At 43.9% G+C, this 16,070-nt stretch carries 15 protein-coding genes and 1 pseudogene; 6 read left to right on the forward strand and 10 right to left on the reverse strand.

Features of this window, described 5'->3' with window-relative positions:
* Position 1: 1 nt before the first annotated feature.
* The 7 genes from QUA78_RS18485 to QUA78_RS18510 all read right to left on the reverse strand — a co-directional run bounded on the left by QUA78_RS18485 (position 2) and on the right by QUA78_RS18510 (position 5,047).
* Entirely contained in the window at positions 2–370 is a 369-nt protein-coding gene (locus QUA78_RS18485; protein WP_333304511.1) for an aspartyl protease, read from the reverse strand.
* Positions 367–684, reverse strand: a complete 318-nt coding sequence (locus tag QUA78_RS18490) for a hypothetical protein (protein WP_333304512.1) — start codon at positions 682–684, stop codon at positions 367–369. The genes QUA78_RS18485 and QUA78_RS18490 overlap by 4 nt, the downstream gene beginning before the upstream one ends.
* A gap of 151 nt (positions 685–835) precedes the next feature.
* Entirely contained in the window at positions 836–1,534 is a 699-nt protein-coding gene (locus QUA78_RS18495; RefSeq protein WP_333304513.1) for a hypothetical protein, read from the reverse strand.
* A 191-nt stretch (positions 1,535–1,725) separates the two neighbouring features.
* Complete coding sequence (gene dxs, locus QUA78_RS18500; protein WP_333304514.1) at positions 1,726–3,633, reverse strand: 1-deoxy-D-xylulose-5-phosphate synthase; 1,908 nt, start codon at positions 3,631–3,633, stop codon at positions 1,726–1,728.
* Between the two features lie 245 nt (positions 3,634–3,878).
* Positions 3,879–4,484, reverse strand: a complete 606-nt coding sequence (locus tag QUA78_RS18505; RefSeq protein WP_333304515.1) for a DUF6887 family protein — start codon at positions 4,482–4,484, stop codon at positions 3,879–3,881.
* The gene (locus tag QUA78_RS32925; RefSeq protein WP_445302388.1) at positions 4,481–4,663 is read right to left on the reverse strand and encodes a DUF6888 family protein; all 183 of its coding nucleotides are present in this window, start codon (positions 4,661–4,663) and stop codon (positions 4,481–4,483) included. Before QUA78_RS32925 ends, QUA78_RS18505 begins: the two co-directional genes overlap by 4 nt.
* A gap of 168 nt (positions 4,664–4,831) precedes the next feature.
* Positions 4,832–5,047 carry a hypothetical protein gene (locus QUA78_RS18510; RefSeq protein ID WP_333304516.1) on the reverse strand — a complete coding sequence of 72 codons (216 nt, stop codon included), beginning with the start codon at positions 5,045–5,047 and terminating at the stop codon, positions 4,832–4,834.
* Between the two features lie 132 nt (positions 5,048–5,179).
* Between QUA78_RS18510 and QUA78_RS18515 the strand changes: the two genes are divergently transcribed.
* Complete coding sequence (locus tag QUA78_RS18515; protein WP_332958208.1) at positions 5,180–5,392, forward strand: helix-turn-helix transcriptional regulator; 213 nt, start codon at positions 5,180–5,182, stop codon at positions 5,390–5,392.
* Between the two features lie 17 nt (positions 5,393–5,409).
* Positions 5,410–5,622 (forward strand): helix-turn-helix transcriptional regulator, encoded by a 213-nt coding sequence (locus QUA78_RS18520; RefSeq protein ID WP_333304517.1) that lies wholly within the window; start codon positions 5,410–5,412, stop codon positions 5,620–5,622.
* A gap of 122 nt (positions 5,623–5,744) precedes the next feature.
* On the opposite strand, the gene QUA78_RS18525 is transcribed toward QUA78_RS18520, so the two are convergent.
* Positions 5,745–7,892 (reverse strand): thioredoxin domain-containing protein, encoded by a 2,148-nt coding sequence (locus QUA78_RS18525; protein ID WP_333304519.1) that lies wholly within the window; start codon positions 7,890–7,892, stop codon positions 5,745–5,747.
* A gap of 1,316 nt (positions 7,893–9,208) precedes the next feature.
* Between QUA78_RS18525 and QUA78_RS18530 the strand changes: the two genes are divergently transcribed.
* Together QUA78_RS18530 and crtA are read left to right on the forward strand one after the other, a co-directional pair.
* Positions 9,209–9,874, forward strand: coding sequence for a PEP-CTERM sorting domain-containing protein (locus tag QUA78_RS18530; protein ID WP_333304521.1), 666 nt, complete (start codon positions 9,209–9,211; stop codon positions 9,872–9,874).
* A 961-nt stretch (positions 9,875–10,835) separates the two neighbouring features.
* Positions 10,836–11,753: a cyanoexosortase A gene (gene crtA / locus QUA78_RS18535; protein ID WP_333398959.1), complete on the forward strand. Its 918-nt coding sequence runs from the start codon at positions 10,836–10,838 to the stop codon at positions 11,751–11,753.
* Positions 11,754–11,989: 236 nt separating this feature from the next.
* On the opposite strand, the pseudogene QUA78_RS18540 reads toward crtA, so the two are convergent.
* Positions 11,990–12,235 (reverse strand): annotated as a pseudogene (locus QUA78_RS18540) (DUF255 domain-containing protein); the annotation flags it as partial.
* Positions 12,236–12,362: 127 nt separating this feature from the next.
* On the opposite strand from QUA78_RS18540, the gene QUA78_RS18545 reads away from it, so the two are divergent.
* A complete protein-coding gene (locus tag QUA78_RS18545; RefSeq protein ID WP_333307030.1) occupies positions 12,363–13,937 on the forward strand; it encodes an outer membrane protein assembly factor BamB family protein in 1,575 nt (524 codons plus the stop codon).
* Positions 13,934–14,578 carry a 2TM domain-containing protein gene (locus QUA78_RS18550; RefSeq protein WP_333307028.1) on the forward strand — a complete coding sequence of 215 codons (645 nt, stop codon included), beginning with the start codon at positions 13,934–13,936 and terminating at the stop codon, positions 14,576–14,578. The genes QUA78_RS18545 and QUA78_RS18550 overlap by 4 nt, the downstream gene beginning before the upstream one ends.
* Positions 14,579–14,767: 189 nt before the next feature.
* On the opposite strand, the gene QUA78_RS18555 is transcribed toward QUA78_RS18550, so the two are convergent.
* On the reverse strand, positions 14,768–15,667 hold the full coding sequence (locus tag QUA78_RS18555) for a hypothetical protein (RefSeq protein WP_333307026.1): 900 nt from the start codon (positions 15,665–15,667) through the stop codon (positions 14,768–14,770).
* Positions 15,668–16,070 lie beyond the last annotated feature (403 nt).

Here is a 16,070-nt window from a genome sequence, read left to right on the forward strand (position 1 = left end):
TTTAACTAGCTTCCAATGTCAAAATACCGGCAGACATATCAACTACTAACCGCCGAGTTTTCAGCCACTGGCGGCCGATTAAAATTTCCGGTACTCCGTCACCCACATGAACGGGAATGTCAAACTCTTGCTCATCTATGCGTACTTTTCCTGCATAAATATCGAAATTGAATTCTCCCTTAGCTGTCCGCATTTTTTGTCGCCTAATATAAATCCAATCCAGCCCTTCTAAATCCTGACTGTCCATTGCTAGCCAGCCAGAAAAACCTGTATCTAGCAGGGCATCAACAGGTAATTCTAAGCCGTTATTAGCAATCAATTCTACTTCAAAAAATAGCTCGTCTTCATCACCAAATCTTCCTGCAATCATATCGTGCCGCACGCCCCTGTATGGTTGATGCGGAAAAGAAACGGGATAGCATTTGGGTGTTTCTGGCGGCACATTTTGGTAGCCACCATATCATCTTTGTCGATAAAATAGTCTCCGCTGTCGGGTTCAACTGCCATGTACCAGTTGTAGTGGGTTTTAATCAATTCTGGTTTTAGGCGATCGAAAATAGGTTTGCAACGCTGATAAAATGCTTCTCTTTCAGCGCGCCACTGAGTTTTTTTTTCTTCTGACCACTGAATTTCTGGGAACAGTCTTCCCCGCCGCACGGTACGATTTGGTTTCACGTTAGTCATTGTTTTTTATACCTTATATTTTAATGTTTATGCAATCTGATTGTACCATAAACTTCTCTTTCATTGTTGGTTTTCCTTTGTGTCAGATGATACTATGTTGTCGCTCGTCAAAAACTATGAGAAATGACTGAAAGCAGTGATTCCTAGTTGGCTAAATTTTTCCTTGAAGCTGATTGGCTTCAAACAACAGTCGCTTGACTTCTTCCTCAGTTAAACTATCTCTGTTCAACCGATTCACATAGTCAGCTAAATAGGCAGCGGTTACATAACTGCTGAAAAAAATTACTTTCTTGTTAGCACCCCCCGAAATTGGTTCATCAGAATTTTTACCGACTGTAAAAACACAATTTTCTTCGGGATTACCGTAAGTATTTTTTGGAGCTTCTTCTGATTCGTACCAAAAAACTTTGTACTTTTTGGAAACTGGGGGCTTTACAACCAAAACGTTAATATTGGAAGGCAAATCATCATCCAAGATCGTTTTGCCTTGCGACAGCCAATCCATAAGCGCTTTTTTATCCCCAGACACTTCATAAACAGCATCGTCATCAGGATAATCATCGTAAGTCCCAATCAAACTGCTAATGAAATTGCTAGTAATTTGATCGTTGCTTTGCAGATGAAAATATTTAAGCTTCGATAAAATATCTTGGCAATAAACCAAGATTTTCCATGCGTCAATGATGCTTGCGTGAGCTGATATAAGTCTGCGTTCTACGCTTCTCTTGCGTCCAATTCCAAGGTAGACAGCATGAGCATCGCTGGAAGTAGAAGCAGCGATAAAACATCCAATATTAAGGCTGTTACCGTAATTTGAATCGAATCTTTTTCGACGGTTAGCTTCTCCCACAAAATCCTCCTATTCGATCTATGGCTATCAACTAATGACCTTAACTATATAGTAGGACTAATGAGTTCTTCAGTCCTATGCAAGAGGACTTTAGCTTTGAGGCAGGGGTTTAAACCCCTGCCGGACTGAGGGAAATAGGGTGTTTGTTGACACCAATGGTGGAGCAGTGCGAACCCTACAATTCTAGCTATTTACACGCTAACGGGTGACTGTTTGCGGCTGAATGTTGCTAAGATGCGATCGCACATTTGCGACGGATTTAATCCTAAAGTTGCAAAGGATTGTTCAGGTGTTGCATGATCCACCAATGTATCAGGTACACCCAAGCGCATCAGTGGAACTAGGACATTATTGTCTAGCAAAGCTTCGGCTACTGCTGAACCAAAGCCGCCCATTAAACAGCCTTCTTCCATTGTGACAACTTGGCCAATTCGCTGTGCTAAAGGCAAGATTAATTCGGTGTCCAAAGGCTTGACAAAACGCGCATTGATTACAGTTGCTTCAATGCCGTGCTCGCTCAGCATCTCTGCAGTTTGCATCGCCGGATAAACCATTGAACCGTAACCCAATATCAGCAAATCATCGCCGTTGCGGAGGATTTCGGCTTTGCCGATCGGCAATTCTTCCCAACCTTCCTCCATCAGAGGCACGCCGTAACCGTTGCCGCGCGGGTAACGCATGGCGATCGGGCCGCTGGTGTGGTTGATTCCTGTGACTATCATCCGCTGCATTTCTGCCTCGTCTTTGGGCGCCATAATTGTCATATTTGGCAGACAGCGCAAGTAGGAAATGTCGTACATTCCTTGGTGGGTGGGGCCGTCAGCGCCGACAATTCCGGCTCGATCCAAACAGAAGAAAACGGGCAAATTTTGGATGCAGACATCGTGAATTATTTGGTCGTATGCCCGCTGCAAAAATGTCGAGTAAATTGCTACAACGGGGCGCATTCCTTCGCAGGCTAAACCCGCCGATAAAGTCACGGCGTGCTGTTCGGCAATACCGACATCGATGTACTGTTTTGGCAGTTTTTCCTGAAGTTTGTCAAGGCCGGTTCCGGTTGCCATTGCAGCGGTAATGCCGACAATTTTGGGATTATTTTCTGCTAGCTTTACCAGGGCGTGGGTAAAGACTTTCGAGTAAGCTGGAGGCTTGGGTTTGGTGGAGGGAATGCCTTTGCCGGTGGCTAAGTTAAAGGGATTTTGGGCGTGATATCCTACTTGGTCTTTTTCGGCGATCGCGTATCCTTTACCCTTCACCGTCACCACGTGAACTAGCACCGGCCCTTGGATAGTATGACCTTGTTTGAAAGTGGCAATTAACTCTTCCAAATTGTGTCCGTCTACCGGGCCCATGTAGGTAAAGCCCAATTCTTCAATTACGGCTCCTACTTTGGAAACTGCCAAGCGTTTCATGCTTTCTTTGAGGCGTTCCATTTCTGGGGTAAAAGTTTCGCCGACAAAGGGAATGTGTTTGAATTGTTCCTCTAAGTTATCTTTGAGAAATTGCACCGGCTGCGAGAGTCGCATCTTGTTCAAATAGCGGGTAATCGCGCCGACATTGGGCGAGATTGACATCTCGTTGTCGTTGAGCACTACCATCAGATTGGTTTTCGGCATATGGCCCGCGTGGTTGATTGCTTCGAGTGCCATGCCGCCAGTCAATGCGCCGTCGCCGATGACTGCTACTGTTTTAAAGTTTTCGCCCTTGAGGTCGCGCGCCATCGCCATTCCTAGGGCAGCGGAAATGCTCGTAGAAGCGTGGCCGGCACCAAAATGGTCAAATTGGCTCTCGCAGCGCTTGAGATAGCCTGCAACGCCGTCTTTTTGGCGCAGGGTGTGGAATTGGTTGTAGCGGCCGGTTATCAATTTGTGAGGATAAGCTTGGTGGCCGACATCCCAGGTAACTTTGTCGCGATCGAGGTCGAGTGTTTGGTAGAGTGCTAAAGTCAGTTCGACTACACCCAAGCCGGGGCCGAGGTGGCCGCCGCTGGCTGCTACAGTTTCTAAATGCTTTTCTCGAATTTGTCGGGCAATTTGTTCGAGTTGATGAATCGAGAGGCCGTGTAATTGGTTTGGGTGAGTCAGTTCGCTCAGATGCATATTTTAAAATCTTGCTCCTGTGAATCAGGACGAATCCTTAACAGCTATAGGTTGAGCCTGCGACGCTGGGGACGCGCAAACGTTAGAATAGTTTAGCTGTTATTTGGGAAAAACTGTGAGGCGTAACAATTTTATTATTTCTGACCTGGTAATTATAGTAAATAAATATTACAGAGTCAATATAAAAAATGCTTATATTGTAATTTGCTAATCGCTAATGAGATCGGAAATATTGCCGCTTAAAACTATTGGGAGGTCAAATTCAACTCTAAAAATGTTGAGGATTCAATGGGATTATTTTGTCCAAAATTTTGTAGATTGCTGAAGGTCAAGGCATCTCTCAGTTGAGCTACTATCTCTCGATCGGGTGATTCTAGCAGGATATCCACAGAGAAATGTTGATGCCGGACTACGGTTTTTTGCACGTCAATGACAGTTGTATCAAAAGAAAAAGCTCTATTTTCTAGTCCTGTGTCCGCTGCAATTCCTACTTTCCAATCTTTGATGCAGACGGTATCTCCCTCGATCAATTGGGGGTCAAATGTGTAAGTATCAATTGCAATGGTTTCTCGGGTTAAACTATCTCCGCGATTAATCAGAAGATAGAGATTGTAGTAAACTACCCGAACGGGTTGAGCGGTTGTTGACAGATCGATTTTATCGGTCAACATTGCTGTCACCTCGCTTTCTGGATCGGCAAGCTCAAAAGGATAAGGTTGGCTTGCAGCATTAGTATCGCGGCGGTCGAGCAAAACTTGCAGTGCCAGCCGGAATTCTTCGCCGTTGTTTCTATGCTCTGAAAGGTAGTGTTTCAATTCCGCATTCGTCATCAGGTGTAAGTTTTGCGTCATAGAACACAGCTCCAATTTCCATTTTCATCTATTAGTATCCCAATTTCATCACTCACCCCAGCCTGGATGTAGAGTGTTTTTAAGTGGCGATCGTAACGAAAAACATTGATTGGCTGATACAAATTTGAAAGCAACTGACAGAGGAATATCGCTGTGTTGGATTGTTTCTGCGTTGGCAAGTCACAACTCCTCGTTTATTGTAACGCTAATTGTAATGTTGGGTGCGGCAAGCGTGCAGAATGGCGAGAATTTTTAGCAGAGAGGAAAGGACGATCGCCCTTCACGATTTATTACTTTCCAATTCAAACACAAAAGGGCGATCGCACTTATCCATTACAGCATTCGCTCTAATTCAGTCGAACTTCTGGCAATTTCTCGGCCCCAGTCGTATCAAATACGATCGCGTGTTTGGCCGCCGGCAACAACCGCCGTAAAATTTGCATATATCCCTCAGCATCGCCTCGGCGGTGGAACCTCGCCACAACCAATCGCTGCATATTTGGCAATTGCCGCACGATACACCAGGGATGAGTGTTTAATTTGGGCTTCGATGTTGGTATCATAGGGTAATCCTTCCCCACGTTCGTGGGGTGTGGTAGAAAAGGCGATCGCCCTTAAGTTCTCTAGGCTAGGAGGGCGATCGTTTTGAATTATTTAGATGTTAAGGTTAAATCTAACCAGTTGTCAAGGGCAAAATGGGGCGAGTTAGACTAAAGATTCGAGAGTTGGCAGAAGAAAAGGGCTGGACGCTGCAAGACGTGGCCGAGCGCTCAGGGGTTAATTACAATACGCTGAAAGGGTACGCTAGACGCGATGATGGCATGAGTATGGTAGATCTGAGTGCCGTTCAGAAGATCGCCCTTGCTTTTGACGTAATGATTGAAGATTTGGTCGAGTTTTTAGAATAGTAGGGGCGATCGCACTAATGGGCTACGTTAGGCTGCGGATTCGAGAACTAGCTGAGCAAAAAGGTTGGACGTTTAAAGAAGTTGCCGATCGATCGGGAGTGAATTACAACACTGTTAGAAGCTACGTTCAGCGCGATTCTTTGAACACGGCGGATATTTCTGCTGTCTACAAAATCGCCCGCGCCTTCGACGTGACAATGGAAGACTTAGTTGAGATTTTGGAAGATTGAGGAGCGGATTGAAGATGTACTTCCTTCCCGGTAGAAGATAATCTACTTCTTCCTCCAGCTTCCTCCTTCTTCCTTCGCGTCCTTCGCGTCTTCGCGGTTCAATAATATAGACAGTATTGGTGCTAAACTCGCGTTTGACTTTGCAAAATTTCTGCCAACAGCCGCTCTTGACTTTTCGCCGGTTCCTTGCAAGTCAAACACTCGCAAACTAACCCGACAACCCCTTCAGGCAAATCAGCCTCAATCTGACAGACAGCAGTCGGATAATACTGCGAAATCAACCCAGAAATTCGATCTGGAGTCGTGCGAATTAGGGTAGAATGCTGATACCAATCGAGAGCAGAAAGCAAACTCGGACAAGCTTGCGGAGAATCTTGTACAATACTGCTGAAAGCTTGCAAACCTTGCTCCGCGCGATCGAGATATTCCAAATTTTGCCCCAACAGTGCGAGACGAACCAAAGAGGCGATCGCAATTCCATTCGCCGCCGGAGTTGCATTGTCTATATAGCTGCGTTCCCGCACCAACAAATCTCCGCTAGCATCCTTAGCAGTATTGTAATATCCTCCCAATTCCACGCTCCACAAAAACTCATCAAACTCTTCTTGCACCTGCACAGCTTTCTCCAACCAAAACTGAGAATTCGGCAACTGTTTTGCTTCTTCCCCGTTTCCTAAAGTCAAACTCGCTTGATGCAAATCCAACAATGCTTTCACAAACAAAGCATAATCTTCCGACTGCGCGGTTACAGCAGATTGTCCGTCATAATTCAACCGCTGAAACCGCCCATCCGTCCACTGATTGTCTAAAATAAAATTAGCAGTTGTCACAGCTAATTCCAGATATTCCCAATTCCCAAAAACCGCCGCAGCGCGGGCTAAACCCGAAATCATTAAGCTATTCCAAGCAGCAATCATTTTCGTGTCAGTAACGGCGGGAATTCTACCCGGCCAACTGTCATTTTTAGCTTCTTGATTGTTGCGCGCTGGCGGAAAGGTTTTTACAGTATCGGGATTGCCACCGTAGCGAACTTGAAAGAGTTTAGCCAAAGCCTTTTCTACCGTCTCGCTCAGTTTTCCCGGATGGCGGCGCTGCAATACATTTTTGCCTTCAAAATTGCCGCTACGGCTAACAGTAAATTGTGCTTGAATTTCCGCCAATTCCTCAGCAGTTAATAGTGCTTCGAGTTCGGCATAAGTCCAGACATAAAATGCTCCTTCTTCCGGTTCTGACCCCCCCGTTGCCCCCCCTTGGTAAGGGGGGGTTGGATTTTCTGCCCCCCCTTGGTAAGGGGGGGTTGGGGGGGTAAAGCTGTCCGCATCCTGTGCAGCATAAAAATAGCCTGTTGGCGCAATCATTTCTCGCTTCAACCATTCTACTGTCCCCGCGATCGCAGTTTCAAAAGCCGGTTCTTGTATTCCCGCGCTCCACAAATTCGCTAAATACTCAACAATTTGACCGTTGTCGTAGAGCATTTTTTCAAAGTGCGGCACAGTCCAAGTCGCGTCAACCGTGTAGCGGTGAAATCCGCCTGCTACGTGGTCGTAAATGCCGCCCAATGCTAAGTCTAATCCGCGCTGAGTGCAGACTTGTTTGCTGTCGTATTTTGATTCAAAATTAAATCGCGTTCCCCGCAGTGCTAGCTCAGCATAAGGCATCATCGGAAAACTGGGGCCGGGGTTGCTGCCGGCAATAATTCCGGTGTTGAGTTCTAAGCCTTTTTGAAAAATTTCGCGATTTAATTCGGCGGTTATTCCTGACAGCGCTGCCGACTGTTGGAGGTTGCCTAAAATCTCTGCTTTGAAGGCTTCTACTTTGCCTTTTTCTGTATCGTAAAAGCGGCGAATTGCTTGCAAAACTTCTAAAAATCCGGGCCGCCCGTAGCGAGGTTCTACGGGGAAATAAGTGCCTCCGTAGAAGGGAACTCGCTCGTCGGGAGTGAGAAAAACGTTGAGAGGCCAACCGCCTTGGCCGGTCATCATTTGCAAGGTTTGCATATAAATGCTGTCAATATCCGGCCGTTCTTCGCGATCGACTTTTATCGGTATAAAGTGCGAATTCATGTATTGGGCGATCGCGCCATCGGAAAATGCTTCTCCTTCCATCACCGTACACCAGTGGCAGCTAGAGTAGCCAATTGACAGGAAAATCGGTTTATTTTCGCGCCGGGCCGTTTCTAAGGCTTCGTCGCACCAAGGCCACCAGTCGATCGGATTTTCGGCGTGTTTGCGGAGGTAAAGGCTTTGGGATTGAGCAAGACGGTTGACCATAATCAAATCCACTTGAACTTTTGCTGGGTAAGCTTGTCAGTTCTCTAGCAGTTTAGCGCGAGATGTTTTAGTTGAGTTGCTGCGGATAATCATGTTTTCATACGATCGCTGATAATTTAGATGTCAAATGAGTCGATTATCTCGGAGAACCTTCAATCAACGGGTTGGAAAATTTTTGCTGACTGCGGCGGTTTCTCCTGCTGTCCTCAAGCAGTGCCAAACTGAATCTGGGAATTGACGGGGTGACAAAGCCGCTGAAACCTTTATATTTAGAGGGTTTAGGCTCTTGAACCTCCCTCAAGAGAGTAGTAATTATCACAAGTTTATTGACAATTTTGATGGTAGCGAACGCGAACGATCCTGATTCGACCCTGTAGAAAGTCTAAAAAGTAGCGATCGCACGCCCACATTTTTTTGAGGACAAGCTACTCAAACCCTTACTGCGTCAAGTCTTTCTACTTGCTTGTCACGCCGTTAAATCTTGGAATCGAGCTTCTTCGGAAAAATAATATTCACAAATTTTTAGCGAAAGCAGACCCAGAAATAGAATTATTAGTCCCGACATTTTTAGGTGACGACCAGCGCGCCTTCTACGGTAGACGTGTTCCGAAAACTATGTCCCAGAAAGTCGAGCCGTCCCTTTAGTCGGCCAAAGTTCCGGCGTCACAGATAATAACGAGCACCGAAACGTATCCCTACCTCTTGGTTTGACTCCTGTCGTCGTTTTTTCCTGGAACATTACAGTTTGGCCTACACCGCTACAACTGATTTGGTATGGATGGCTAGTTTTAGTCTCTCTCAATGGCGCTTGTTGCTGAATCGGAAAGCGAGAATCGACGCACCGAATACGATCCAAGATTTTGTCCTGAGTTATAGCCCACATTCCGCAGCCTCAACTGTCACCATCGGTTTTTACCTATTTTTACCCAGCAATCAAGCTATCAATTAAACTTTTCTACCGTACATTAACGGATAAAGGACTTTTTAAGGGCATAATTTAGAGGTTCAAAAGAGTTTTATCAGTAATTATGCTGTATGAAAACCCTGGTTAGGAAGGTGGGTTATAGCTTTTTGAAAGAGAGAAAATTCAGGACTAAAACCCGGGTGACAGCAGCTCTATTTTTTGATGTACGCCATAGAAAATAGCTAGCTAGAGGTCATCAGTTTAGGGATTTTGGCTAAATCAAATCAGCGCCTTTCAAATCTTTATCGAATCTTTATCAAACCTACTTGCATTAACTTGTGCTTCGGTTTACATTGAATATGTGAAGGAAAAAAACCTGCTTCCAGTCAACTTAAAAATAAAGGTGTCAACCATGAAATCCCCATTAAATTTAGTCAAATCTATTTTAGCTGTTGCCGGTGTCGCCGCTCTTAGTGCAGTCTCCGCAGCACCTGCATCTGCCTTCAGCTTTGGTAATATCGCTGGTGGGGATACGCCGGGAGATGCCTATGCAAATAGCTTTTCATTTGACGTAGTTGACGAGGGTACATCAGTTCTTTTTAACATCTTCAACTCTGGAAATACTGCTGCCTCTAGTATGTTTATCGGTAAAGTTCTCTTTGATGATAATGGCTATCTGTCTAATGCCGAGGCTAACATTAATAACACTGGGGATGTAGCCTTTACTGGTGGTGCTAGTAGCGATCAATTGCCTCAAGGTGGTACTGGCTTCACCACAGACTATGCCTTCACAAGGGATAATGGTGGTGGTAATAAATGGGCTGTCCAAGGTAGCGAAAGTTTGGGAGTGAGGTTTACGGGAAATTATGCTAACGTAGTTTCCGCTTTGAATACCGGTGCCTTAAAATTAGGTTTGCACGTTCAAGCCTTACCCAATGGTCAAAGCGATTCTTACATCAGCAGCACTAGCAACACTGAAGCTACTCCTGAACCTTTAACAATGCTTGCTGCTGGAGCCGCTGTTGGGTTTGGTACTATGTTCAAAAAGCAACGCGCTCAGGCTCAAAAAGCTCAATAGCCGATCGTTTGAACTCGTTTTCGATTCTGGCTTGATGCCAAACTGATTATTTTATGAGATAACTAAAAACCTGGTTTCACCAAGAAACCAGGTTTCTTATTATCTGATAGCGCGCAGCCGTGAAAACCTCGGACTTTTAACGCGAGATGAAACGCAGTTGTAGCGTTACCGCTGTTATTAAGATCTATAATTGAGTCCTGGGAATCAAGTTTATCAACTAGGCATTGAAACATCTTAGAGGGCGAGCAATCCCTGCAACGGACTAATCCGAATTGATGCGGAACAGTTAAACGGCGAATCATGGCTGGATGGGTGGCGTAATTACAGCACCCCAGGGTAGTGGTATTGAACGTCAAGTCGCCCCTAGACAGCGGATTTAAGAACTACCGTAAGGCTGTTTCTTAATAATTTCCGATCTAAAGACACTGAGATTCTTTAAAAGGAGATAATCACCATTGATCATTGCTCGAACTCTAACTCGCTCAGCCGTATTTACTCGAACCTCAGTGTCACACCGTGCGCGGTGCCAATTGCGTCAACTCTCAAGAAATGCAAGCATCATTGAGGTTACTTATTTTTAATTTTTGTTGAGTCACTCACTTGTTAGTCTTTGCTTACAGGGGCTGAGTAAGCGACTGCTAGGCACCAAACCAATCATTTTGAGTAGTCATATTTTAACTAAGTATCCTAATGCTGAGCTATGCGTTGCATCTGAGTCTCACCATCCATCAAATTCCAGAGTGTCTACTAACATCAGGTCAAAGATTGACGGGGATTAAAATCCCCCGTGCGATGCACGATCGCGTAGCCGAAGTGTCGTTTCCCGAGGAAGGGATCAAGCCACGGAGTTGTCCACATCCCGTACTATTTTTATGATATCATCTAACAATAGTCCGAACTGTTTTTAGTTCGTAGTCTGAAACCCTCGATTTTGTGTTGGTAGCGAACTTGCCGAATTGCCTTGAAACCCTTATTCTACGGTTGGCAATCAAAAACTGTCCGAAGTATTGATCTAATTAATCAACTAATAACTAATATCAAAATGTTCAAGAGAAAACTTTTTTGGCTCATCATTATCGCCACAGCTTTAGTAACTCTGAATATGACACTCTTGTGGAAACTGGGTGATATTGCTCATTTTTGGATGAGTATAGTTTTTTGGTTCGCTGTGGGTTCCCTGCTTTGGGACAACCAGGATATTCTCAAACAGAGTGAGATAAAAAGTGACCTATTATCGAGAGTAGCAGGGACGCTCTTAATAGCTTTTATTTTATTTAAAAGTGCTGTGGTTTCCAGTAAATTAGATCCTTTTTTAAGACTTGCACCTTTTTTGTCTGGTTTAGGTTTGAGCCTACTTGCGGTAGGTTTTCAGAACTTAAAACTATATTGGCGTGAATTGGTAATACTATTTTTTCATGGCACCCCCAGTGTCATTACGTTACCTTTAGTGGATTTTATTACCTCGCTTACTGCTAAATTTGCTTATTATTCTTTGTGGTATGTCGGTTTTAATGTAACACGTGACGGTAATTATGTTGCTTTACCGACAGGAAGGGTGTTGGTAAATGGGGGTTGTTCGGGTATAGAGGCAATGAATTACTTATTAGGTTTAGCTGTAATTTGTTTGGTGATGTTTCCTACTAAACAAAATAAGGCTTTGGTAATAGCTGTCGCGGTCATTTGTGGTTTTATTATTAATGTTTTTCGAGTGGCGGGAATGGCTTGGTTAGTTGCATCTCATCGCCTAGATTTGTTTAAATATTGGCATGAGGGTGAAGGTTCTTTAGTGGTGGGGATGATTGCGGTGATTTTGTTTGGGATATTTTATCAATTTATGTTGAAACGAGATAGCAAAATTAGTCAAACTTCTGGAAATTAATTAGTTTAAAGTTGAGGTAATATATCTGTTCTTCAATTTCCACTCCAATAGTCAGGAGTCTCGCTCACTCAAATGTCTGGGTGTTGAAATCCGCTAATGTCACTACCGGCATTTTAACTGCGCTTATATCTACCATAGAAAGGATGTCAGGAATTCATAGAAAACTTGTTAGGGCAACAAATCAAAGTCAAATAAGTCAAATTTACGGTTCAGAGGATGTTCAAGGTATTCTGTAAATCGCGATCGACTTTTATCGGTATAAAGTGCGAATTCATGTATTGAGCGATCGCGCCATCGGAAAATGCTTCTCCTTCCATCACCGTACACCAGTGGCAGCTAGAGTAGCCAATTGACAGGAAAATCGGTTTATTTTCGCTCCGGGCCGTTTCTAGGGCTTCGTCGCACCAGGGCCACCAGTCGATCGGATTTTCGGCGTGTTTCTGGAGGTAAAGGCTTTGGGATTGAGCAAGACGGTTGACCATAATCAAATCCACTTTAACTCGTGCTGGGTAAGCTTGTCAGTTATCTAGCAGTTTAGCGCGAGATGTTTTAATTGAGTTGTTGCTGATAATTATGTTTTAATATTATGGCTGATTATCTCGATCTAACATGAGTTTATCATCTCGGAGAACCTTCAATCAACAGCTCGGACAATTTTTGCTGAGCGCCGCTGTTCCTCCTGCTGTTCTCAAACTGTACCAAACTGCCTCTTCGGAACAAGCTTTATTAGAAACTAATATTAACAATTCTCTGGCAAAAGCAGACCCAGAAATAGAATTATTAGTCCCGACATTTTTAGGTAACGACCAGCGCCGCTTCTACGGTAGAGGTGTTCCGAAAAGCTTGAAGTTAATCGACAAATTTCAACTCGGCAGCGGCCGGACTTTTCTGGGAAGGCGGTCTGTAGTTTGGAGCGGTGCCGGTTGGACTGGACAGCCGACAATTACCAGAGACGGGGGAAAAACTTATTTAATTATAGGTGCTTATGACCACAATTTGCGAAAAATAGATATTGCTACCAATAAAGAAGTTTGGCGCTATAAGTTTGATGATATAATCAAAGGTTCATCAACGATTTATATCGATGAAAAAGCCAGCGCCGAAAACAGAATTGTGATTTTGCAGGGAAGCCGCAGTGGCGGTGGTGGCAAAAGTGTCGTGCCGAGTTTTAGGGCAATATCTTTTAGAACTGGCAAGGAACTTTGGAAATTGGACATCAGGAGAACGCCCAGCTACAGCCGCGATAATGACAGCAGCGCTTTGTACCTCGGCGGTGGCGTTTTGTTCAATGCGGGGGAAAATGCGATCGGCTATTTTCTCGATAGTTCGACAAGCAAGGCAAAAATCAAACAAGGAATCAAGCAGCCAAATATCTTGTCGGAAGTACAGCTTTATGCAGCAGGAGATATCAGCAAGCACGGCGGAAACTTGGTAGCGGAATCATCCCCATCAAGGCTCAAAGATAGAATATTTATAGCTGCTGGTTCCGGTCATATTTACGGTATTAGCATTGAAAGTAAAAAGATAGTATGGGATTTTTATACCGGTTCAGATTTGGACGGAAGTGCTGTAATTTCTAAATCTGGAAAACTGTTTTGTGCTATTGAAAAACAATACATTCAGGGCAACGGCGGAGTGCTGAAGCTGAATCCAAACAAGGAACCGAATGCCAGCGTCGAATGGTTTTTGCCGACTGGAAATCGCCGACTTTCTAGCTGGGAAGGCGGGATAATAGGCTCGGTGGGGTTGAATGACGAGTACAATTCAGGGGAGTTTCCGGCGCTGTTTGCCACAAATGCGATCGACGGCAATTTATACATCGGTTCCCAAGATATGATTACAGGTAAAAAAACTGCTGTACCTTGGCGAAATCAGTCTTACGATACTCCGGTAATAGTGTTTAAAAAAGCGATTGGTTCTTCAATTTCTACTCCGATTTTTACCGATGGCAATAAACTAATCACTGCGGGATACAACGGTGTTTATTTGTTCAATTTGAATTGGGAACGAGCGAAGTCTGGGGATGAGAATGCTTTGAGAAATGCTAAAGGCGAGTTTTACCGTTTGAAAGTAATAGAATCAGGGAGATTTAAACCGGGTTTGTCCTTTGAGGCGACGCCTGTAGTTTGGGACGGAATTGTGAGGATTTGTGCGAGGGATGGCTGGATGTATACTTTGGGGTGAACTACCTACACGCTTGGCGACTGTGGGAAGTGCGATCGCCTCCTCATTTTTCGGGTGTTGAAATCCGCCAATGTCACTACCTGCCGTTTAACTGCGGTTATCTCTATCATAGAAATGATGTCAGGAATTATAGGAAACTTGTTATGGCGACAAATGAAAGTCAAATAAATCAAATTTACGGATCAGAGGATGCTCAAGGTATTTTACAGCTTGCGATCGCGCGGCGCCAGGATGAAGGGGAATTATCTAGAGTCCAGCTTTTCGAGATTGCAGCGGAATTGGGCATTTCCGAACAGGATATTCTGGCGGCGGAACAGCAATGGTTAGCAACTAGAGGAGAATTTCAAGAAAAGCTGGTTTTTAACACTTACCGTCGTCGCAAATTGCAGAAAAATGTGACCAAGTACGGCATTATCAATACTTTTTTAGTTTTGTTTAATCTAGCAGCAGCGCACGAGCTTTCTTGGTCGCTTTTTATTTTACTAACGTGGGGATTGGGATTGTCGCTGAATGCTTGGAATGTTTATCAAACTGAAGGGGAAGATTACGAACAAGCGTTTCAGCGGTGGCGTTTAAAGAAACAGGTAGGACAGTCGATCGGCACTGCGACGAATAAGTTTATGAAGTGGTTGCAGTCGTGATTTTATTTTTAAAAAAAAGCGATCGCTTTTTCTTCAAATCAACTCCCGCCAATACAAAGAACTAGCCAACTCTAACACGTCTGCCGGAGAGAAATCGGGCAAATGATTAATAACTGCTGTAATTTTATCCGAGAGTTAAATTAACTCCGACATTCTTAGCCGCCCTTCTATCGCCATTTTTATACATCATTAGTTGGTAATTTTGGCAATTATTTCCAAAATCCTGAGAACAAAATTGTGAGGGAGTAGCCGATCGAAAGCAGCGCGAGATTTCCGGCAAACCTCAGCAAAATCGTCATCCGAAAGTTTATCGTGAAAAGCTTGGACATAATCTCCAATCCGATGCACTTCCGAAAAAGGAACGATAACGCAAAAATCTTCCCATTTCATCCCTCTCAACTCCGGTAAGGATCTATTGGTATCAATGAAAAGCGGAATTCTCCCTGCTGACATCACCTCCCCGAGTTGGTAACAGCCATTATCGTCTCCCCTCATCGCCAAGATATAAGCATTATTCTCGATATTTTCTATATACTCGGCTCTTTGGCGTTTTTTTTCTTCCAATGGAAGAGTAAAAAAATCTCCCTTTCTTTCAATCAAAGATGTTTGTATATTTTTCGCTTTTCGCACTTCATTAATTATTTTTTTTCTGACTAATCGTGCAATCAACCTTCGCATCCCCAAATTCAAATTACGATTAACAAAAAGGTTGCATGCCATCCAGTTAACCAGAGAATCCGAAAAATTAATATAACGTAATATCAGCGAATTTAGTCGGGATGGATATTCAATATTTCCCACAAAGCCGACAGTAGGAATTGATGGTTTTGGTATATTTACCTTCTCTCCCACGTCGTAAATCCATTGGGGCGTGGGTATTGATTTTTCTTTTTTATCATTGTAAGTGGCAGATGCAAAAAATATTTCTCCTTGATAAGGCTGAAACTCCAAACAGTTTGAAAAGGTGACGATATTCCGTTTTGACCCTAATACTTGGTGCCGAAATTTATTTAATTGACCTTCTTTCTTAAGGCCATAATAACTTGAAATAAAATGTGGAGTTACCACAATCTTGCCTGCATCTGCCAAGCTTGTAAATCGGTAAATCTTGACTAGATCCGGCAATTTATCCCTGAGCAAATTCCAAAACTCTAACTCTGGATGAGTGTCCGGCGGGCTGAGGTGCATTAGCAGTGGGGCTGGGCGTACACCAGGAAGTAGTAAATCTTCATTGATCCATATTTCCAGAGGTTTGTTAAGTTGGCTACTCATTTTCTTTTCCCTGACTAAAATTTTTGTTTACTTTCAACCAAAATCTTGACAGGCGGGGGACTCTCCCTGCCGGCAAGAATTTTAACATAGGCAATCAAAATTTTAAGAGCAGGGGGTAGGGATACGCTAATCTAGAGCGTCTTATACCAATTTCATAAAATAGTGCTACAGTTAGTAGAAATGCATTTTGCAATTTAGTAGCCAAAGAGAGGTCAAAACC

Origin of the sequence: Microcoleus sp. K4-B3 (assembly GCF_036704615.1) — a bacterium.
GTDB lineage: Bacteria > Cyanobacteriota > Cyanobacteriia > Cyanobacteriales > Microcoleaceae > Microcoleus.